This is a genomic window from Dokdonella sp., from assembly GCF_019634845.1.
GTDB lineage: Bacteria > Pseudomonadota > Gammaproteobacteria > Xanthomonadales > Rhodanobacteraceae > Dokdonella_A.
On the sequence record NZ_JAHCAQ010000011.1, the window covers coordinates 1 to 18,413 of the forward strand.

The following is an 18,413-nucleotide window of genomic DNA, read 5'->3' on the forward strand; positions in this document are numbered from 1 at the left end:
GTTCTCTTGGGCAAGCAAGAGAAAGACACCGGCCCGCAGGGATGCGGGACGAGCCCACCAGGGACGTGAGTCGGTCTTCGCAAAGAAGCCAACGATCGAATCAGCGCCCAAGCCAACCGGCGCATGCCGCCCACCAATGCACAACGAGCCCACCAGGGACGTGAGTCGGTTTTCGCAAAGAAGCCAACGATCGAATCAGCGCCCAAGCCAACCGACGCAAGCCACCCACCGATGCAAAACAACCCCACCACGGACGTGAGTCGGTCCCCGCGAGGACCCAACCGAGACTCACCGACGAAAGCCCCGGCAGCACGGAACCCAGCCACCCCAGCCGCTCAGGCCCGATAGGGCGCCAGCAAGGCGGGCTCGGCGAGCAGTGCGTCGGGCACGAGATAGCGCGGTTCACGGCCGGCCGCGAGCAGGCTGCGCACCTGCGTCGCCGAAATCTCCAGTGGCGTGACCGTGATCGCCAGCACGCGGCCGGCCGGTGTGGTCCGCAGCGCATCCGCGTGGTTCGCGCGCCGCGACGCGATCCGGGTGCGCAGTTCGGTCGGCAAGGTGCCGCCATGGCCAGGGCGTGTCAGCACGCCGATGTGGGCATGGCTGAACAGTTCGGTCCAGCGATGCCAGCTCGGCAGGCCGGCGAAGGCATCGGCACCGACCAGCAGCACCAGCGGCCGCTGCGGGCCGATCTCGGCGCGCAGTTCGGCGAGGGTGTCGACCGTGTAGGACGGGCCCGCGCGGCGCAGTTCGCGCGTGTCGAGCACGAGCCGCTCCTGTCCGGTCAGCGCGGCGCGCACGAGCGCCACGCGCTGCTCGGCGCTGGCAACCGGTTGCGCGCGATGCGGCGGCACTGGTGCCGGCACCAGCCGTACCTCGGCATCGAGGCACTCGGCGGCCTCCCAGGCCACGCGCAGGTGCGCGTTGTGGATCGGATCGAAGGTGCCGCCGAGCAGCGCGAGAGGGCGCATCGCGGCAGTCCCGGCAGCCGTCACAGCAGGCCCGCGGCGCGGCGCGGCGCGGCGATCGCGGCGATGAGTCGCTCGAACTCGCGCCAGGCATCGCCGTCGGCGCGACCCTTGGCGATGCGATCGACCAGTCCCGCCTGCACCAGGCAGCGCTGCCAGTGGCCGCGCACGCCGTTGCGCAGCGCGCGCTGGAACAGGCCGGCGCGCGCCTTCGGCCAGATGTTCTCGGCGGCGAGCGCGCGTTCGGGACTGGCGCTGGCGTCGACGCGCGCGAGCACGCGCAACTGGGTCAGGATCCAGCCCAGCATCGGGATCAGCTCTTCGCCCTCGGCCTGCAGGCCGGCAACGATGTGCAGCGCGCGCGGCGCGTCGCCGACGAGCGCCGCATCGGCGAGGCGGAACACGTCGTAACGCGCGTCGTCGGCGACGCTGGCTTCGAGTGCGGCCAGGTCGAGCGTGCGGCCGCCGTGCAGCAACGCGAGCTTGTCGATCTCCTGCGCTGCCGCAAGCAGGTTGCCTTCGACGCGGTCGGCGACCAGCGTGATCGCATCGGCGGTGAGCGTGAGTCCGCGCGTGGCGGCGCGGGCGGCGATCCAGTCAGGCAGCTCTTCGCGCCGCAACGGCCATACCGGCACGAACACGCCGGTGCGCTCGATCGCGGCCGTCCAGGCGCCTTCGTGCTTCTTGCTCCAGTCGTTGGCGGTGACCAGCAGCACGGTGTCGGGCGGCGGCGCCGCGCAATAGGCGGCCAGCGCTTCGGCGCCGTCCTTGCCGGGCCGGCCGCTGGGCAGACGCAGGTCGATGAGCTTGCGACTGGCAAACAACGACAACGACTGCCCGGCATCGCCCAGACGCCGCCAGTCGAAGTTCGCCTCGGCGTCGAGCACATCGCGCTCGACGTAGCCCAGCTCGCGCGCCCGCGCGCGCAGCGCGTCGGCCGCTTCGATCACGAGCAGATGCTCGGCTCCCGCCACGAGGTAGACCGGCGCCAGTTCGGCGGCGGACAGGTGCTTGCGCAGGGCGGGCAGCGAGGTGGCCATCGCGGCATTGTACGTGGCGGTGGCGGCGCGCGGCCGCCGCGGTTCAATGCTCGCCGCGCGCGACGACCTGCAGGCGACGCAGAATGGTGGCTACCATGTCGCGCTCGAGCTCCTGCCGCAGCAGATCGGTTTCGGCGGCGATGCCGAGCGCCTGGCTCGCGTCGAAGGTGAAGTCGCGCGTCAGCTCGATGGTCTGTACCGGCAGCAGCTCGCCGCCAGCCGCATCGGTCGCGCTCACCTCCACGCGATAGCGCAGCGTGTATTCGGTGGCACGGGCATTGCCGCCGACCGACAGCACGTCGGTCGAATAGCCGTTGCCGCCCACCTTGAGCGTGGCGGCGCCGGCGCCGCCTTGGGCAACCAGTTGCGCACCCGAGCGTTGCAATGCCTTGCCGAGGTCGCGCGCGAGCGCGCTCGAGGCATCGGCGATGTCGATGTGCACGCGCTGCATCGCCGCCGGCAGTTGCGCTTCCCGACGCAGATGGAAACCGCAGGCCGCGAGCGCGGCACCAAGGATGGCGGCAATGACGAGGCGAAGCAGGTTCATGCGGAATCCGGCAGCTCGAAGCGACAGGCTGCGCATCATACGGTGCGCGGCGCCCGCCCGGCGAGCACCACGCCTGCGCTCAATGCGACGCCTGCCGCGGCCGGTGTGCCGCCGCCCATTCGTCGAGTGGCCGCGCATCGAGCTGCTCGCGCAGTGTCGCGCACTGGCGGATCCGTTCGACCGTCTGCGCCAGTCCACGCTCACCACCGATGAGATCCTTGATGCGCGGCGTGAAGAACGCGGCCAGCTCGTCGGCCGCGGCCATGCTGCAGCGGCCGACCGCAAACCGGGCCGGCAGGCCCGCTTGCGCGAACGGGGGCAGGCGCTCGCGCAGCGCGTCGAAGTGCGCGTGCAGCCACTGCCAGGCCGCGGCACGATTGGCCGGCTCGTCGAGCTGGGCCTCGTAGAGGTAGTTCATCTCGCCGACCTGCACCCGGGGCGTCAGGCCGAAGTCGCGTGCGCGCGCGGCGAGCGCCGGCTCGGTGCTGGCGCCGAGCGCGGCGACCAGCGCATAGCGCTGGGCGGTGTTGCGGCTGGCCTCGAAGGCGCGTTGCGCGGCGGCGTAGGCCGGCGCGCCGCCGTCCTGCACCGCGATCTTGAGCGCGTCATCGAGCAGGTCGGGATCGGCTCGCGCCAGGTCGACCGTGCCGCTGCCATCGAGGCCGAGCGCGGCCCGCCCCTGGGCGGCCAGCGCGGCGCGTGCGGCCGGCTGGCGGACCTCGGTGGCGAGGAAGTGGGCCAGGCGCCTGCGCAGTGCGGTGACGGTGCCGGCCTCGCCCGCCTGGCGCCGCCAACCGAGTCCGCGCATGCGTGCGTCGTAGAGATCGGCGACCCAGGCGTCGAGGGCCAGACCGGTGCTGGCGCCCGCCAACTGCCGGCGGATCCACAGGTAGCGCGGAAACAGCGCCGTTGCGACCTGCGGCACGCCCGAGTCGGCGAATGCCGGCATCGCGTCGAGCAACGCGTCGGGCGCGAGGCTGCCGCGCGCGAACGCCGCGTCGAGCGCATCGGCCAGCACGAGCTGCTCGGGCGCGCGCAGTCGCGCATGGGCGGCGGTCAGTCGCGCGAAATCGGCCGGCGCGAGTTCGAAGCGGTAGTAGCCGCGCGCATCGGCATTGGGCAGCAACCAGTCCGGGCAGGCACCGGCGACGGCAAACTGCTGCTGCGCCTGCTCGAGCAGGAAGCACTGCGCATCGCTGCCGTCGCCGCGCCCGAACCGAACGCATACGGGTACCGACCACTGCGCGCGGGTGCTGGCCATCACGCCCAGCGGCAGATGGCGCGTCTGCGCGAGTGCAAGCGTGGCCTTGCCGTCCGCGCAGTCGAGGCTGGCCTTGACCAGCGGCACGCCGGCTTGGTCGAGGAAGCTGCGCATGACGCGTGCGAGCGCAGCGCCCTTGCCGGCGTGCTCGGCCAGCGTGGCGATGAGGTCGTTGGAGCTGCCACTGCCGAACGCATGCGCCGCAAGATAAGCCCGCATGCCGGCGCGGAACCGATCCTCGCCGACCCAGCGCTCGACCATCGCCAGCACCGCCGCGCCCTTCTGGTAGGTGATGCCGTCGAACGCGGTCTCGATGTCGCCGCGACCATCGATCGGCTGGCGGATCTTGCGCGTGCTGAGCAGGCTGTCGCTCGCCATCGCCCACTGCCGACCTTCGAGTGCACCGAGCTCGGCGTCGTACTCGGGATGCAGCGCCAGCGTGGCCTTGGCCTGGGCCCAGGTCGCGAACGCCTCGTTGAGCCAGAGGTCGTCCCACCACGGCACCGTGACGAGATCGCCGTACCACTGGTGGGCGATCTCGTGTGCGTTGATGTTGAACACGCCGCGATAACGCTCGGCCGCCGACTGCTTGTCGATCAGCAGTTCCGCATCGCGGTAGATGATGAGCCCGGCGTTTTCCATCGCACCGGCCGAGAAATCCGGCGCGCCGAGCAGGTCGAGCTTGTCGAACGGATACGGCTGACCGCTGTAGTCCTCGAACCACGGCACGATCGCGGCGGCGGTCTGCAGGGCCCAATCGAGCTTGGCGCCGTTGCCGCGCGCGGCGATCCCGCGCAGCGGCAGTGGCGCCTTGCGCACTGCGTTCGGCGCGATCGGCTGGGCCTCGACCACGTCCCATGGCCCGATCGCGAACGCGACGAGGTAGGTCGGCAGCGGCCGGGTGGTCGCGAAGCTGAGCGTCTTCCACTGGCCGTCGGGCGACTTGGTCTGGCCGGTCTGGCGCGTGTTGGCGACCGCGACGTCGGCCACCGGCACCGTCAGCGAGATATCGAACGGGGTCTTGAAGCGCGGCTCGTCGAAGGCCGGAAACGCGTAGCGCGCGCTGACCGGCTCCATCTGCGTCATCGCGTAGGCGTCATCACCGAGCCGGACCTTGTACAGCCCCTGCAGCTCGGCGTTGAACGCGGCGCCATAGCGGAAGTCGAGCAGGATCTCCTGCGCCGGCACGCGTGCCGCGAACCGCACCTCGAGCACGCCCGTGTCGCCATGCAGCTGCACCGTGGCCTTGAGCGCCCTGCCATTGGCATCGCTCGCGACGAGTTGGTGGACATCGATCCGCTGCGCATGCAGCCAAACGCGCGTGGCCGCTTGTTCGAGCCGCACGCGGATGCGCGCACGGCCCTCGAACCGATCGGCGCGCGGGTCGGCCGTGATGTCGAGGATGTAGGCCAGTGGCGTCGCCACCTGCGGCAGCTTGCCGTCCGGGACGACTTCGCTGCCCGCCGCGGCCGCGCGCGCGGCCGCGACGCCAAGACAGGTGAACGCGAGCAACAAGATCGCACCAATGACGCGCATGAGCATGCCCCAGCCATATACTCGCCCACTGTAACCGCCGCCCGGCATGCGGCTATGGGCTGGAGGTCACGCCCGGCCACCACGCAAGGCACCCTGCTAGCATCGCGCCACCGCCGCCCGCGCGCCTGCCGCCGCCCACCCATGAATCTGCGCGACCTGCGTTATCTCGTTGCCCTGGCCGAGCACAGGCATTTCGGTCGCGCCGCGGCGGCGAGCTTCGTGAGCCAACCCACGCTGTCGACGCAGATCCGCAAGCTGGAGCAAGAACTCGGCGTGGCGCTTGTCGAGCGCCTGCCGCGCAAGGTGCTGCTCACCACCGTCGGCCGCGAAGTCGTGCAGCATGCGCGCGCGGTGCTGCGCGAGGTCGACGAGATCAGGGCGGTGGCGCGGCGCACGCTCGATCCCGAGGCCGGCACGCTGCGCCTGGGCATCTTCCCCACGCTCGGGCCGTACCTGCTGCCGCACATCGTGCCGCGCATGCGCGAACGCTTCCCGCATCTGGAGCTGCTGCTGACCGAGGAAAAGACCGAGGTCGTGCTCGGCCAGTTGCGCGATGGGCGGCTCGATGCGGCCATCCTCGCGTTGCCGCTGCACGAGGAGCAGTTGCACGTCGAAGTCCTGTTCGACGAGCCGTTCCTGCTGGCGGTACCCGATGGCCACCCATTGGCGCGGCGCAAGTCGCTCCGCCTCGACGACCTGGCCGAGCACAGCCTGCTGCTGCTCGAGGATGGCCATTGCCTGCGCGACCAGGCGCTCGAGGTCTGCCGCCACGCCGGCGCCGGCGAGCAGAGCGGCTTTCGCGCCACCAGCCTCGAAACCCTGCGCCAGATGGTCGCCGCCAATGTCGGCATCACGCTGCTGCCGCTGCTGGCGGTCAAGCCGCCGGTGGCGCCGTCGGCGCATGTCCATCTCGTGCCGTTCCGCGGCACCCCGCCCCGCCGCAGAATCGGCCTGGTCTGGCGCAAGAGTTCGGCGCAGGCGCACCTGCTCACGACCGTGGCGGGCCTGATCCGCGCCCTGCCGCGGTCGCTGTTCGAATACCGCGACGCGGCCTGAGCGGTCCACGGCGCTCGCGGCCGGGCGCCGCTTCCACGCCGTTGTCGGCCGCGCCAGTCCCCAACCCTGTCCCTTCCGCTTGACGCGCCCATGCGTGGCCACGTATCGTTGTCAACGTATTAACGCGCTAATACATTGACATGAAGCGTCGCCCGATCCAGCCCAACGTCGATTCGCGCCGTACCGAACAGGCGTTGTGCGAAGCCTTGCTGAGCCTGCGCAGCGTGGCCGAAATGCAGGCCTTCCTCGACGACCTGTGCACGCCGGCCGAGCGCGAGGCGATGCGCGAGCGCTGGAGCGTGGTGCCGCACCTCGTCGCCGGCGAGCCCTATCGCCAGATCCACGACACCACCGCCGTCAGCATCACCACCATCGGCCGCGTCGCGCGCTGCCTGGAGCAGGGTGCCGGCGGCTACGCGCTGGCGGCGGCCCGCCTCGAGCGCCGGCGCAAACCACGCAGGAACACCCAGCCATGAGCGAAACCCGTGACCGCGTGCGCATCGCCGTGCAGAAATCGGGACGGCTCGCGCAGGACTCGCTTGCGCTGCTGCGCCGCGCCGGCCTGGTGTTCCGCGAGAGCCGCGACAAGCTGTTCCTGTACGGCGAGAGTCTGCCGATCGACGTGTTGCTGGTACGCGACGACGACATTCCCGGGCTGCTCGTCGAAGGCAGCTGCGAACTGGGCATCGTCGGCCGCAACGTGCTCGATGAGCAGCGCGCGGCGAGCACCGGCATCGACTTCCCGCTCGAACATCGCGCCCTGGGTTTCGGCCATTGCCGCCTCGCGCTGGCGGTCCCCGACGGCGGCGCGCTCGCGCGGCCGGCCGATCTCGCCGGTCTGCGCATCGCCACCTCGTACCCGCAGCTCACGGCAGGCTGGCTGCGTGCGCACGACATCGTGGCCGAGGTCGTGCTGCTCAACGGTTCGGTCGAGATCGCGCCGCGACTGGGCAAGGCCGACGCGATCTGCGACCTCGTCTCGAGCGGCGCGACGCTGGCGGCCAACCAGCTGCATGAGCTGACCACGGTGCTGCGCAGCGAAGCGGTGCTCGTGCGCGCCGCCCGCACCCACGCCGCCGCCATCACCAGTCAGATCGAGCGCCTGTGCGCGCGCATCGATGCGGCACTGGCCGGCAACGGCGTGCGCCTGCTCATGCTGCAGGCACCGCGCAGCGCACTGGCCGCGATCGAGCGCCTGCTGCCGGCGCGCGAACCGGCATCGGTCCTTGGCCTCGACGGGCGGCCCGACGATGTCGCGCTGCAGGCCCTGTGCGGCGCCGACCTCGATTGGCAGCACCTCGAGGAACTCAAACGTCTCGGCGCGCGCGGGCTCATGGTCCTCAACGTGGAGCGCATGCTGGCATGAACGCGCTGCCGCAGGCCGCCGCTGCCGGCGCCATCATCGACTGGAGCCGCCTCGACGACGTCGCGCGCGAGACCGTGCTGGCGCGCCCGGCGCCGCTCGCCGATCCCGCGCGCAGCGCCGCCGTGCGCGCGATCATCGCTGCGGTGCGCAGTCGCGGTGACGCCGCGCTGCGCGAGTTCGGCGCGCGCTTCGACCACTGCACGCTCGATGCGCTCGCCGTCGAGCCGGCTGAATTCGTCGCTGCACGGGACCAGGTGCCGGCGGCGACGCAGGCCGCCATGCGCCGCGCGATCGCGCGCGTGGAGGCCTTCCACCGCGCCCAGCTCGGCACCGACCTGCGCTGCGACACCGCGCCGGGCCTGCGCTGCGAGCAGCTCATCCGACCGATCGACCGCGTCGGCCTGTACGCACCGGCCGGCAGCGCACCGCTGCCCTCGACCGTGTGGATGCTGGCGGTTCCGGCGCGCGTGGCCGGTTGCCGCGAGGTCGTGCTGGCCACGCCGCCGCGCGCCGATGGCAGCGCCGACCCGGCGATCCTGCTCGCGGCGCAGTTGTGCGGTGTCGGCCGCGTGTTCAAGCTCGGCGGCGCGCACGCGATTGCCGCCCTCGCCTACGGCACCGAGTCGGTGCCGCGCTGCGCCAAGCTGTTCGGCCCCGGCAACGCCTGGGTCACCGCAGCCAAGCTCGAGGTCGCCGCCGATCCGCAGGGCGCTGCGATCGACCTGCCGGCCGGCCCCTCGGAGGTGCTCGTCATCGCCGATGACAGCGCCGATCCGCAATTCGTCGCCGCCGACCTGCTGGCCCAGGCCGAACACGGCAGCGATTCGCAGGTGCTGCTCGTGAGCGCGAGCGAGCGCCTGCTCGGCGCGGTCGCCGACGCCATTGCGCGCCAGCTCGCGACGTTGCCGAGACGCCGCATCGCCGCCGCCGCACTCGCCCACGCCCGCCTGCTGCGTGTGGGCAGCCTCGACGAGGCGATCGCGGTGTCGGAGCGCTATGCGCCCGAGCATCTCATCGTCAACGTACGCGATGCGCGCGCGTTGCTGCCGCGGCTCAACCAGGCCGGCAGCATCTTTCTCGGCCCGTGGTCGCCCGAAACGGTCGGCGACTACTGCGCCGGCCCCAACCACGTACTGCCGACACTCGGCTTCGCGCGAGCGTTCGGCGGCGTCGGCGTCGACAGCTTCCAGCGCCGCGTGTACGTGCAGGAACTCAATGCCGCGGCGATCGCCTCGGTCGGTCCCGACGCGGCCCTGCTCGCGCGCAGCGAGGGGCTGGAAGGACACGCGCGCGCGGTCGATCTGCGCCTGGCGGCACTGGAGGCCGCGCGATGAACATGCTCGCCCGCGCGCGGCCCGAACTGGTCGCGCTCAAGCCCTACGCCTCGGCCCGCCGCAGCGGCTTCACGGCGCCGATCCGGCTCGATGCCAACGAATCGCCGTGGCCCGATGCCGGCACCGCGGAGGCTGCGCTCAACCGTTACCCGGAACCGCAACCGGAACGGCTGCGCGAGCGCCTGGCCGAGCTGTACGCGGTGGCGCCGACGCAGCTGTGGAGCGGTCGCGGCAGCGACGAGGCGATCGACCTGTTGCTGCGCGCGTTCTGCCGCGCCGGGCACGACAACGTGGTCGGCCTCGCGCCGAGTTTCGGCATGTATCGCATCGGCGCGACCGTGCAGGGCGTGGAGTTCCGCGCCCACGCCCTCGACGCGCGAGCCGGCTTCGCGCTCGATGCCAAGGCTCTGCTGGCGCACGTCGATGCCGCCACCAAGCTCGTGTTCCTGTGTTCGCCCAACAATCCCACCGGCGCACTCCACCACGCCGCGATCGACACGCTCGCCACGGCGCTGGCCGGGCGCGCCCTGCTCGTCGTCGACGAGGCCTACATCGAATTCGCCGCCGTGCCCAGCGCCGCCGCGCGCATCGCCGAACACGCCAACCTCGCCGTGCTGCGCACGCTGTCCAAGGCGCATGGCCTGGCCGGCGCGCGCATCGGCACGCTGATCGCGCGCGCCGACATCGTCGACCTCGTCGCGCGCATCGCACCGCCCTACCCGCTGCCGACCCCGAGCGTGGCGGCGGCACTGGCCGCGCTCGCCGCGCCCGCGCTCGCGCGCACGCGCCAGCGCAGCTCATGGCTGGTGCGCGAACGCGAACGCCTGCGCGACGCCCTCGGCGCCTGTGCAGGCATCGTGCAGGTGTGGCCGTCGGCCGGCAACTTCCTGCTGTTGCGCTGCGTCGACGCCGCGGCGACGTTCGCACGCCTGCTCGCGGCCGGCATCCTCGTGCGCGACTTCTCCAGCCAGCCTGGGCTCGAGGGTTGTCTGCGCGTGAGCATCGGCGCGCGCGAGCACAACGACGCAGTGCTGGCCGCGCTCGCAACGGAGGGGCGATGAGCGCAGCGGAGAAAGTCCTGTTCGTCGACCGCGACGGCACGCTCATCGTCGAGCCGCCCGACGCGCAGATCGACAGCTTTGCCAAGCTGCGCCTGCTGCCGGGCGTCATCGCGGCACTGCGCCGCCTCGTCGCGGCCGGCTACGTCCTCGTCATGGTCAGCAACCAGGACGGGTTGGGCAGCGCGAGTTTCCCCGAGTCGGACTTCGCCGGCCCGCATGCGCTGCTGCTCGACATCCTCGCCGGCGAGGGCATCGTGTTCCGCGAGGTGCTGATCGACCGCAGCTTCGCGCATGAACAGCGGCCCACGCGCAAGCCCGGCGTCGGCCTCGTGCGCCACTGGCTCGTCGATGGCGCGCTCGACCGCAGCCACAGCGTCGTGGTCGGCGACCGCGACAGTGATCTCGAACTGGCTGCCAACATGGGGTTGCGTGGCCTGCGCATCGGCGCCGATCTCGATTGGGCCGGCATCGCCGCGCTGTTGCTCGATGCGCCGCGGCGCGCCGAGGTCGAGCGCGCCACGCGCGAGACGCGCATCGTGGTGCGCGTCGATCTCGATGCCGGGCCGGGCGCGCGCATCGCCAGCGGCATCGGCTTCTTCGACCACATGCTCGAACAACTCGCGGTGCACGGTGGCTTCGCGCTCGAGCTCGACTGTACCGGCGATCTTGCGGTCGACGAGCACCACAGCGTCGAGGACTGCGCGCTCGCGCTCGGCGCGGCGCTGCGGCGCGCGCTCGGCGAGCGGCGTGGCATCGCCCGCTATGGATTCGATCCGGCTGAACTGCCACTGCGCGCGAGCGGCGCGATCGGCTTCAGTGCGCCGATGGACGAGGCCCGCGCCGACGTCGCGCTCGACCTGTCGGGGCGCGCCCACTGCCGCTTCAGCGGCAGCTTTCCGCGCGAGGCGGTGGGCGCGCTGCCGTGCGAGCTCGTAGCGCACTTTTTCGCCAGCCTGGCCGACGCGCTCGGCGCGACGCTGCACCTGCACGTGGCCGGCAGCAACGCCCACCACATGGTCGAGGCCTGCTTCAAGGCGGTCGGTCGCGCCTTGCGCCAGGCGATGCGTCGCGACGGCGCGGCGATCCCGAGCAGCAAGGGCATGCTGGTGGCGGAGCACGCGGCATGAGCGCGCGCGCGGTCATCATCCGCGCCGGCGGTACCAATTTCGGCTCCCTGCTCGCGGCCTGCGCGCGGCTCGGCGTCGCGGCCACGGTGAGCGACCAGGCCACCACGATTCGCGCCGCCAGCCACGTCATCCTGCCCGGCGTCGGTGCGGCCGCGCCGGCGATGCGCCACCTGCGCGAGAGCGGACTCGACCGCGTGATCGCAGGCCTGCGCCAACCGCTGCTCGGCATCTGCCTCGGCATGCAGCTGCTGTTCGAGCGCCTGGCCGAGGGCGAGGTCGACGGCCTCGGCCTGCTGCCGGGCCGCGTCGAGCGCCTGCCGGCGGCGCCGCGCTGGCCGCACATGGGCTGGAACACGCTGGCGACGACGCGGCCGCATCCGCTGCTGGCCGGCATCGGCAGCGCCGACTGGTTCTATTTCGTGCATGGCTACGCCGCCAGCGGCGCCGCCGACACCATCGCCTGCTGCGTCCACGGCCAGCCGTTCGCGGCTGCGGTCGCGCGCGGACAGGTCGCCGGCATGCAGTTCCATCCCGAGAAATCCGCCGCGGCCGGCCGCCGCGCACTGGCCAATTTCTTCGCCCTGACATGATCGTGATCCCAGCCATCGACCTGCGCGACGGGCACGTCGTGCGCCTGCGCCAAGGCGACTTTGCGCAGACACGCCGGTTCGCCACCGAGCCGCTCGCGCTCGCGGGGCGCTATGCGCAAGCCGGCGCCCGCTGGCTGCACGTGGTCGACCTCGATGGCGCTCGCGCCGGTACGCCGCGCCAGCTCGCACTGGTGGCGCAACTGGCCCAGGCCGGGTCGGCGCTGCAGGCCGGCGGCGGCGTGCGCAGCCAGTCCGATGTCGAGGCGCTGCTTGCCGCCGGCGTGGCGCGCGTGGTGGTCGGCAGCCTCGCCGCCCGCGAACCGGAGCGCGTCGCGCAATGGCTGGCCGACTATGGCAGCGAGCGCCTCTGCGTCGCGCTCGACCTGCGGCTCGGCGACGATGGCCGCTGGCGGCCCGCGCTCGATGCCTGGCAGACCACGGCGCAGATCGACTTTCCAAGTCTCGTCGAACGCCTGCTAGACGCGGGTCTGCGCCACGTGCTGTGCACCGACATCGAGCACGACGGGATGCGCGCCGGACCGAACCTCGCGCTGTATCGCGTGCTCGCGGCGCGCTGGCCCGGCATCGCCTGGATCGCCTCGGGCGGCGTGCGCGATGCGGCCGATGTCGCCGCGCTGGCCACGACCGGCGTCGCCGCCTGCGTGGCCGGCACCGCCCTGCTCGAGGGCAGCCTGAGCCTGGAGGAGCTGAGCGCATGCTCGCGCGCCGCGTGATTGCCTGCCTCGACGTCGCCGCCGGCGCGGTCGTCAAGGGCGTGCGCTTCCGCGACCACCGCGTGGTCGGCGACATCGTCGAACTGGCACGCCGCTACGCCAGCGAAGGCGTCGACGAGCTCGTGTTCTATGACATCACGGCCAGCCCCGAGCGGCGCTGCGTCGATGCGGCCTGGGTCGCGCGGGTGGCGTGCGAGCTCGACATTCCGTTTTGCGTTGCCGGCGGCATCCGCAGCGTGGCCGACGCCGAGGCCGTGCTCGCGGCCGGTGCCGACAAGGTGTCGGTGAACAGCCCGGCGCTGGCACGGCCACAGCTCATCGACGAACTGGCGGCGCGTTTCGGCAGCCAATGCGTCGTGCTCGGCATCGATGTCGATGCGCAGGGCGAGGCGACGTCGAACTGGCGCGTGGTCGCCAACAGCGGTCGGCCCGACGCGGCCCACGACGCCGGCCGCGACCTGCTCGCCTGGGTGCGCGAGGCGGAGCGGCGCGGCGCCGGCGAGATTGTGCTCAACGCGATCCGCCACGATGGCGTGCGCGCGGGCTACGCGCTGACGCAACTGGGCGCGGTGCGCGCCGCCACCGGGCTGCCGCTGGTCGCCTCCGGCGGCGCCGGCTGCATCGCGCACTTCGTCGAGGTATTCGAGCGCGGCGATGTCGATGCCGCACTCGCGGCCAGCGTGTTCCACAGCGGCGAACTCCGCATCGACGAACTCAAGCGCGCGCTGGCCGCACGCGGCATCGTGGTGCGGCCATGAGGATCGCTCGATGACTGCCGACACCGATCTCGCTGCGCGGCTGGACTGGGACAAGGGCGACGGGCTCGTGCCGCTGATCGCCCAGCACGCGCACGATGGCCGCGTACTGATGCTCGGCTACACCAACCGCGCGGCGCTCGCGCGCACGCTGGCCACGCGCCTGCTGCATTTCTGGTCGCGCTCGCGCCAGTGCCTGTGGCGCAAGGGCGAACACTCGGGCCACGGACTCGAACTCGTCACGCTGGCAGCCGATTGCGACGGCGATACGCTGCTGGCCCAGGTCCTGCCGCATGGTCCGACCTGTCACCGCGGCACACCGACCTGCTTCGACGGCGCCGCTCCGGCCCAACCCTGGCTCAACGAGCTGGAGGCGCTCATCGCACGACGCGCCGAGGCCGATGCGGCCACGAGCTACGTCGCGCGTCTGCTCGCAGCGCCGGCCGCGCGACGCGCGCAGAAGGTTGGCGAGGAAGGCGTCGAGGTGGCGCTGGCTGCGGCGACGGGCGATCGCGAGAGCCTGCGCAGCGAAGCCGCCGACCTCGTGTTCCACCTGCTCGTGCTGCTGCGCGGCGCCGACCTCTCGCTGGCCGACGTGGTCGGCGAACTCGCGCGCCGCCACGCCACACGTTGAATCGGCGCCGGCACCGACCCGCGTGCGCCGCGGTGGCGCGGCTCAACCGTCGAAGCCGTTGGCAAAGATCACGTCGCCGACGTAGAACTCGTGCGTGTAGGTGGCCGACTGGTAGCTGGCACGGAAGCGCCACAGGCCGGGCGGGGCGTTGCCGGGCAGGTCGAAATACCAGTACCAGAACGCCGCCGAGTAGTACGGATCGCTGGTGGCATCGGCCATCTTGAAGCTCCAGTTCGCAAACACGCTGCCATTGGGGCGCGTGATCGTGAACGCGGTGGACTGCGCCGACAGCTGGTCGCGATAGTAGGCGGCGAAATACACCCGTGCGCCGGCGACGAAGCGATCGCTGAGATTGGGCGTCTCGGCCACGGGATTGGGGCAGTTCGGGCTCGGGAATACCGGCGGCGCGCTGTGGGTGGCGAGCTTGTTGATTGCCGAATCGTAGTAGGGCCGTTGCGCGGCCCACAGCGAGGCCGGCGCGTTGCAGGCGCCATGCCAGGGCTCGAGGATCGTGTAGTTGGTCAGTGCGGAGTGGTTCTCGAAGTGCAGATGCGGCCCGCTCGAAAACCCTGCGCTGCCGACCTTGCCGAGCAACTCTCCCACCGCCACGCTCGCGCCGATCGGCTTGGCGGTCAGCGAGGCCTTCTTCATGTGGCCATACCAGGCCACGCTGCCATCGGCATGCTGCACGTACACCGCATTCCAGTCGGCGGAGTAATGATCGGGGCAGCTGCGGTCGTCATTGCCGTCGACCTTGCCGATGATCGTGCCGGGCGCGGCCGCGACGATGTCGACGGCCTGCTGGTCCATGCGCAGCCAGGCGAACGGCCACAGGAAGATGTCGATGCCGGCGTGGTTGTAGCCGCTGGCGAGGTCGTAGCTGCGCGTGCCGCAATTCCAGTCGAGCACGTGGCCGGGATAGCTGCTGTCGAGGTCGACGAAGTTGGAAATGCCATGGTAGGCCGGATCGGTCTGGCCGGCCGCCGGCCGCAATGGCCACTGCAGCCCACCCTGCAACGGCAGCGGCCACGGCGCCACCGTGGCGAGCTTGCCCTCGGCCTGCAGGCGCGCGACGTTGGCGGCGAGCTCGGCATCGATGCGCGCCCGCTGCTGCGGGCTGAGTTCGTCATGGGGCGGATCGAAGCGTCCGCCACCGGCCGGTGGCTGGCTGCTGGCCGCCGCGAGCGCGCCTGCCAGAAGCCATGACATCGATGCAGTCGGCATGTCGTGCGCTCGCTTGGTTGCGACGCGGCCACGATACGCGCGCGCCCTGCTGGCGGCAATCGCGCCCGACCATGCGCTCGTCGACGCGACGATGGACGGTCGCAGCCATGTGACGGACGGCACGCCGGGCCGCGACGGGCCCGCCTACAGTATCGATCGCCCTGCCAACCAGCCCGGACCGCGCCATGTCGACCTCGATCCTCGCCCGCTGTCCACTGCTCGCGCTCGGCCTGATGGCCGCAGTCGCGGCCCATGCCCAGGTGCAGCGCGACTACGACATCGTCTACGTGCGCCAGGCGCGCTTTGGCGACAACACCAACACGACCTGGCCCGAGGTCGGCCATCCGGCGCTGATCGACCCCGGCGCCGATCTCATGCTGCTGCACCCCGACGGCAGCGAAGAAGTGCTCGTCGCGGCCGGCAACGGCGCGGTCACCGACCCCACGCTGTCGTTCGATGCGCGGCACGTCTATTACAGCTACTTCCCCGACATGCGCGCGAGCGCGATCAACTCGCAGCGCGAACTGCCCTACCAGGGCGCCGACATCTACCGGCTCGATCTGGCCACGCGCCAGGTCACGCGGCTGACCTTTGGCGAGTTCACGCCCAACACTGGTGCCGGACACTGGGACGAATCCAACCCGGTCAACCCACCCAACGGCTTCAACCGGCTCGGCTACGGCATCCTCAATCTCGGACCGATGCCGCTGCCGGGCGGCAAGCTCGCCTTCACCAGCAACCGCAACGGATTCATTCCGCCCAAGCGTTTCACCAACCCGACGCTGCAGCTCTACGTCATGGATGGTGATGGCCAGAACGTCACGCCGATCGCACCGATGACGATCTCCAGCGCGCTACACCCGACGATCCTGGCCGATGGCCGCCTCATGTTCAGCAGCCACGAAAGCCAGGGCTTGCGCGACCGGCGCCTGTGGGGCCTGTGGAGCATCTGGCCGGATGGCCGCCACTGGACACCGGTGATCAGTGCGTTCAACCAGCCGCAGTCGTTCCACTTCATGACCCAGCTCGGTGGCGGCGACCTCGTCGTCGTCGACTACTACAACTTCAACAACAATGGTTTCGGTGCGCTGTACCGGTTGCCGGCGCAGCCGCCCGCCGGCCAACCCGCGTTCTACGATGCCTTCGCCACCGGCGCACCCCCGATCGGCCGCACGCTCGGCACGGGCACCTGGTACCCGTTCACGATGCCGTTCCAGCCGCGTGGCCTGTATTCGCTGACTCCGTTCACGCTCAACAGCGACGAAGCGGCCCCGATCGGCAGCAATGGCCAGCGCGTGGGCAAGTTCACCCATCCGTCGGCGGCACCGCACGACGACCTGCTCGTGGTGTGGACGCCGGGACCGGCCAACGACCTCAACCGGCCGGCGCCGACGCCGTACTACGACGCAGGCATCTACATCATCGCCGGCGGCAACACCATCACCTCGCCGCAGCAGCTCGTGCTGGTCAAGAACGATCCGAACTGGAACGAAGCCTGGCCGCGCGCGGTGGTGCCCTACGCAACGATCCACGGCATCGCCGAACCGGCGCAGTTGCCATGGCTGCCCAATGACGGCAGCGTGCACGCCGCGCTGCCGCCGGGCACGCCGTACGGGCTGGTCGGTACCTCGAGCTTCTACAAGCACGAGAGCTTTCCGGGGCTGGTGATCTCCTGGTCCAACAGCTTCGATGGCCTCGACGTGTTCAACACGGCCGAGAACGAGCAGTCGAGCAACTGGGCGGCGCAGGGCGCCGACGCCGGCAAATACACCAATGCCGACATCTGGGCGGTGCGCATCCTCGCGATGGAGCCGAACACGCACCGCAGCTACGGCCCCGACGAAGGCATGCAGTTCTTCAGCCATGCCAGCGAGCGCCTGCGCGTGCTCGGCGAGATCCCGCTGCGCAAGACCACCTCGGGTGGCCAACCGCTGCTCGATCCGGAGGGCAATCCCGACACGAGCTTCCTGGCCCGCATCGTCGCCGACACGCCGTTCACGTTCCAGACGCTCGATCGCCACGGCATGGTGCTCAACATGTCGCAGACCTGGCATCAGGTACGGCCTGGCGAGATGCGCGCCGACTGCGGTGGCTGTCATGCCCACAGCCAGCAGCCGCTGGCATTCGAAACCACCGCGGCCGGACAGGCGGACTTCGCTGTCGTCGACCTTGTCCACACCACGCCGCTGCTCACCGAGGTCGGCGGCCAGCCCTCGCTGCGGGTCGAGAACGCGACCCACGTCGACGTCGAGTTCCTGCGCGACATCCGCCCGATCCTGCAGGCCAAGTGCGCCAACTGCCATCAGGGCGCCAACCCACCGGGGCAACTGGACCTGGCCGACACGAGCGACATCGTCGTCAACTACGAGGGCGCCACCACGCGCTTCCCGCGCGACTACTACCGGCTGGCGGCCGACCGCGCCGGCACGTTCGGCTATCCCTCGCTGCTGACCAACGGCAACTGGCGCCAGACCAATGCGAGCCGCTACCTGCGTCCGTTCCAGAGCCGGCGCAGCCTGCTGGTGTGGAAACTGTTCGGCGCGCGGCTGGATGGCTGGAGCAATGCCGACCACCCGACCGAATCGGTTCCCGGCAATGCCGCGACGCTGCCGCCTGGCGCCGATCGCAACGCGGCGGACATCGACTTCACGGGAGCGATCATGCCGCCGCCACCGGCGCTGCCGCTCAGTGCCGAGGAGAAGCTCACGTTCGTGCGCTGGATCGACCTGGGCGCCCCGCTCGACAATGGCAATGCGGCGCGCGGCTGGCTGCTCGATGACCTCAAGCCCACGCTTGCGGTCAGTGCGCCGCGTGCAGGCATCAACGTGGCGCCGCTCACGGCGCTGCGGATCGGCAGTGGTGATGCCAACTCGGGCATCGCGCCCGGCTCGCTGTCGATCACGGCCGACTTCGCGGTCAATGGCCGCGCCGCGGGCGCCGAGCTGGCCGACCTCGCGGTCGAGGTGGCCGACGGCGTGCGCGAGATCGCGCTCGATCCACCGCTGATGCTGCTGTCGCGGCGGCACCTCAATGCCCAGGTGTACGACCAGCAAGGCAATGTCACCCGCGTGCGGGTGGCCTTCAGCGTCAACCCGCACGGCGACGCGATCTTCACCGACGGCTTCGATCCGCTCGCGCGCTGAATCGGGGGTCGCAGGCCGCGGTAACGCGGCCTGCGCC

Annotated in this window: 16 protein-coding genes; 11 read left to right on the forward strand and 5 right to left on the reverse strand. The window is 71.1% G+C overall.

Annotation, left to right across the window (positions count from 1 at the left end; genetic code table 11):
* Positions 1 to 335 precede the first annotated feature (335 nt).
* From nadD to KF903_RS09320, 4 genes are all read right to left on the reverse strand, one after another.
* On the reverse strand, positions 336 to 971 hold the full coding sequence (nadD, locus tag KF903_RS09305; protein ID WP_291213939.1) for a nicotinate-nucleotide adenylyltransferase: 636 nt from the start codon (positions 969 to 971) through the stop codon (positions 336 to 338).
* Between the two features lie 20 nt (positions 972 to 991).
* Entirely contained in the window at positions 992 to 2,008 is a 1,017-nt protein-coding gene (gene holA, locus KF903_RS09310; RefSeq protein ID WP_291213941.1) for a DNA polymerase III subunit delta, read from the reverse strand.
* A 43-nt stretch (positions 2,009 to 2,051) separates the two neighbouring features.
* Complete coding sequence (gene lptE / locus KF903_RS09315; RefSeq protein WP_291213943.1) at positions 2,052 to 2,555, reverse strand: LPS assembly lipoprotein LptE; 504 nt, start codon at positions 2,553 to 2,555, stop codon at positions 2,052 to 2,054.
* A 79-nt stretch (positions 2,556 to 2,634) separates the two neighbouring features.
* On the reverse strand, positions 2,635 to 5,358 hold the full coding sequence (locus tag KF903_RS09320) for a M1 family metallopeptidase (protein ID WP_291213945.1): 2,724 nt from the start codon (positions 5,356 to 5,358) through the stop codon (positions 2,635 to 2,637).
* A 135-nt stretch (positions 5,359 to 5,493) separates the two neighbouring features.
* Here KF903_RS09320 and oxyR point away from each other — a divergent pair, with 135 nt between their 5' ends.
* The 10 genes from oxyR (at position 5,494) to hisIE (ending at position 14,009) form a co-directional block, all read left to right on the forward strand.
* Positions 5,494 to 6,408 (forward strand): DNA-binding transcriptional regulator OxyR, encoded by a 915-nt coding sequence (gene oxyR / locus KF903_RS09325; protein ID WP_291213947.1) that lies wholly within the window; start codon positions 5,494 to 5,496, stop codon positions 6,406 to 6,408.
* A gap of 140 nt (positions 6,409 to 6,548) precedes the next feature.
* The gene (locus KF903_RS09330) at positions 6,549 to 6,884 is read left to right on the forward strand and encodes a YerC/YecD family TrpR-related protein (RefSeq protein ID WP_291213949.1); all 336 of its coding nucleotides are present in this window, start codon (positions 6,549 to 6,551) and stop codon (positions 6,882 to 6,884) included.
* Complete coding sequence (hisG, locus tag KF903_RS09335) at positions 6,881 to 7,774, forward strand: ATP phosphoribosyltransferase (RefSeq protein WP_291213951.1); 894 nt, start codon at positions 6,881 to 6,883, stop codon at positions 7,772 to 7,774. The genes KF903_RS09330 and hisG overlap by 4 nt, the downstream gene beginning before the upstream one ends.
* The gene (gene hisD / locus KF903_RS09340; protein WP_291213953.1) at positions 7,771 to 9,108 is read left to right on the forward strand and encodes a histidinol dehydrogenase; all 1,338 of its coding nucleotides are present in this window, start codon (positions 7,771 to 7,773) and stop codon (positions 9,106 to 9,108) included. The genes hisG and hisD overlap by 4 nt, the downstream gene beginning before the upstream one ends.
* Positions 9,105 to 10,169 (forward strand): histidinol-phosphate transaminase, encoded by a 1,065-nt coding sequence (gene hisC / locus KF903_RS09345; protein ID WP_291213955.1) that lies wholly within the window; start codon positions 9,105 to 9,107, stop codon positions 10,167 to 10,169. The genes hisD and hisC overlap by 4 nt, the downstream gene beginning before the upstream one ends.
* Entirely contained in the window at positions 10,166 to 11,296 is a 1,131-nt protein-coding gene (hisB, locus tag KF903_RS09350; protein WP_291213957.1) for a bifunctional histidinol-phosphatase/imidazoleglycerol-phosphate dehydratase HisB, read from the forward strand. The genes hisC and hisB overlap by 4 nt, the downstream gene beginning before the upstream one ends.
* A complete protein-coding gene (hisH, locus tag KF903_RS09355; RefSeq protein WP_291213959.1) occupies positions 11,293 to 11,886 on the forward strand; it encodes an imidazole glycerol phosphate synthase subunit HisH in 594 nt (197 codons plus the stop codon). Before hisB ends, hisH begins: the two co-directional genes overlap by 4 nt.
* The gene (locus tag KF903_RS09360) at positions 11,883 to 12,620 is read left to right on the forward strand and encodes a 1-(5-phosphoribosyl)-5-[(5-phosphoribosylamino)methylideneamino] imidazole-4-carboxamide isomerase (protein WP_291213961.1); all 738 of its coding nucleotides are present in this window, start codon (positions 11,883 to 11,885) and stop codon (positions 12,618 to 12,620) included. Before hisH ends, KF903_RS09360 begins: the two co-directional genes overlap by 4 nt.
* Positions 12,602 to 13,378, forward strand: coding sequence for an imidazole glycerol phosphate synthase subunit HisF (hisF, locus tag KF903_RS09365; protein WP_291213963.1), 777 nt, complete (start codon positions 12,602 to 12,604; stop codon positions 13,376 to 13,378). Before KF903_RS09360 ends, hisF begins: the two co-directional genes overlap by 19 nt.
* Before the next feature lie 10 nt (positions 13,379 to 13,388).
* Positions 13,389 to 14,009 carry a bifunctional phosphoribosyl-AMP cyclohydrolase/phosphoribosyl-ATP diphosphatase HisIE gene (gene hisIE, locus KF903_RS09370; RefSeq protein WP_291213965.1) on the forward strand — a complete coding sequence of 207 codons (621 nt, stop codon included), beginning with the start codon at positions 13,389 to 13,391 and terminating at the stop codon, positions 14,007 to 14,009.
* A 42-nt stretch (positions 14,010 to 14,051) separates the two neighbouring features.
* Here the strand turns inward: hisIE and KF903_RS09375 are convergent, their stop codons facing one another.
* A complete protein-coding gene (locus KF903_RS09375; RefSeq protein ID WP_291213967.1) occupies positions 14,052 to 15,233 on the reverse strand; it encodes a peptidoglycan DD-metalloendopeptidase family protein in 1,182 nt (393 codons plus the stop codon).
* Between the two features lie 185 nt (positions 15,234 to 15,418).
* On the opposite strand from KF903_RS09375, the gene KF903_RS09380 reads away from it, so the two are divergent.
* Entirely contained in the window at positions 15,419 to 18,376 is a 2,958-nt protein-coding gene (locus tag KF903_RS09380; RefSeq protein WP_291213969.1) for a hypothetical protein, read from the forward strand.
* Positions 18,377 to 18,413: the final 37 nt, after the last annotated feature.

Coding starts and splice junctions, on each gene's coding strand:
- KF903_RS09375 (WP_291213967.1), bottom strand. CDS start 15,233: ATGCCGACTGCATCGATGTCATGGCTTCTGGCAGGCGCGCTCGCGGCG.
- hisB (WP_291213957.1), top strand. CDS start 10,166: ATGAGCGCAGCGGAGAAAGTCCTGTTCGTCGACCGCGACGGCACGCTC.
- lptE (WP_291213943.1), bottom strand. CDS start 2,555: ATGAACCTGCTTCGCCTCGTCATTGCCGCCATCCTTGGTGCCGCGCTC.
- hisH (WP_291213959.1), top strand. CDS start 11,293: ATGAGCGCGCGCGCGGTCATCATCCGCGCCGGCGGTACCAATTTCGGC.
- KF903_RS09380 (WP_291213969.1), top strand. CDS start 15,419: ATGTCGACCTCGATCCTCGCCCGCTGTCCACTGCTCGCGCTCGGCCTG.
- oxyR (WP_291213947.1), top strand. CDS start 5,494: ATGAATCTGCGCGACCTGCGTTATCTCGTTGCCCTGGCCGAGCACAGG.
- hisD (WP_291213953.1), top strand. CDS start 7,771: ATGAACGCGCTGCCGCAGGCCGCCGCTGCCGGCGCCATCATCGACTGG.
- hisF (WP_291213963.1), top strand. CDS start 12,602: ATGCTCGCGCGCCGCGTGATTGCCTGCCTCGACGTCGCCGCCGGCGCG.
- hisIE (WP_291213965.1), top strand. CDS start 13,389: ATGACTGCCGACACCGATCTCGCTGCGCGGCTGGACTGGGACAAGGGC.
- KF903_RS09360 (WP_291213961.1), top strand. CDS start 11,883: ATGATCGTGATCCCAGCCATCGACCTGCGCGACGGGCACGTCGTGCGC.
- holA (WP_291213941.1), bottom strand. CDS start 2,008: ATGGCCACCTCGCTGCCCGCCCTGCGCAAGCACCTGTCCGCCGCCGAA.
- hisC (WP_291213955.1), top strand. CDS start 9,105: ATGAACATGCTCGCCCGCGCGCGGCCCGAACTGGTCGCGCTCAAGCCC.
- KF903_RS09320 (WP_291213945.1), bottom strand. CDS start 5,358: ATGCTCATGCGCGTCATTGGTGCGATCTTGTTGCTCGCGTTCACCTGT.
- nadD (WP_291213939.1), bottom strand. CDS start 971: ATGCGCCCTCTCGCGCTGCTCGGCGGCACCTTCGATCCGATCCACAAC.
- KF903_RS09330 (WP_291213949.1), top strand. CDS start 6,549: ATGAAGCGTCGCCCGATCCAGCCCAACGTCGATTCGCGCCGTACCGAA.
- hisG (WP_291213951.1), top strand. CDS start 6,881: ATGAGCGAAACCCGTGACCGCGTGCGCATCGCCGTGCAGAAATCGGGA.